Consider the following 1,062-nt stretch of genomic DNA (forward strand, 5'->3'; position numbering starts at 1 on the left):
TCAGGATCCCATTCTGTTTCTGATGAAAAGCAACAGGCTGTTTCTTCAGAGATTTCTCACTCTTCAGCCGATCAAATGACTTTGCGTCCAAGTGATCAGGCACAACCTTCCCCACAAATGAGTGAGATGCTTTCAGTTTCTGACTTTTTAACCACGCCTTCTACAGATGCGGTATTGTCTATGTCTGTAGCGCCAGCAATGGTGTTTCACAATGAAATGCAAACTGTGCGTGCGGGAAGAGGCATTCTCGATAAAAGTAAAAAGAATACGGCTTTATGGACCTATGCAATTAAATCTAAAGAAAACATTGCAACAAAGCATATAGATTTTAAGTTGGATCAGACGGGTATAGTCCTAGGGATCAATAGCTTAAGCGAATGGGAAAATGGAGATTTTTATATAGGTGGCTTTGGAAGTTATGATCGTGCCCGTGTTGCACATGCACGGGGTGGTACCAGCGGTATCAATACTTATGGCATTGGTGCTTATGTCACGTATTGGGATCATAGTGGATGGTATCTCGATAGTGTTTTAAAATATAATCATTATCAAAATACGTTGAAGGCTGTTTCAACGAATGGTTTAGGGATTGAAGGAACCTATACGCAATGGGCGGTGGGAACCTCCTTTGAAGCGGGTTATCGACTTCAGACGTCACAGAGCAGCTGGTTGCAGCCGTATGGGCAATTTACATGGTTGCAAGTTGAGGGTAAGGAAATCAAGTTATCGAATGACATGACAGGTGATATGCGTCCCTTCACTTCGTTACGCAGTGAGGTTGGCTTATCGTTAGGGTATGAATTTGGCTCACACGATGCTTCTTCCTCCCTTGCGTATATTACAGCAGCATGGTTGCGTGAGCATAAAGATGATAATCAAACGTTGATTAATCAACGCCATGCATTTACCACGGACGTATCAGGGAATGCGGGTAAATTAGGAATAGGTTTAAGTAGTTTAGTGAGTGAGAAGTTGAAGGTATATGGTGAGGCCCATTATGTTAAAGGGCGAAAAACGAAGCAGTCTCTTCAGGGTATTATAGGGATACGCTATAGTTTCTAA

Annotated in this window: 1 protein-coding gene; it reads left to right on the top strand. The window is 42.5% G+C overall.

The features are described from left to right. Positions 1–1,062: autotransporter outer membrane beta-barrel domain-containing protein (locus tag BN338_RS09250; RefSeq protein WP_039761396.1), on the top strand; the 1,062-nt coding region annotated here is incomplete at its 5' end.

The organism is Bartonella queenslandensis AUST/NH15 (assembly GCF_000312585.1).
In the GTDB taxonomy this organism is placed as follows: domain Bacteria; phylum Pseudomonadota; class Alphaproteobacteria; order Rhizobiales; family Rhizobiaceae; genus Bartonella; species Bartonella queenslandensis_A.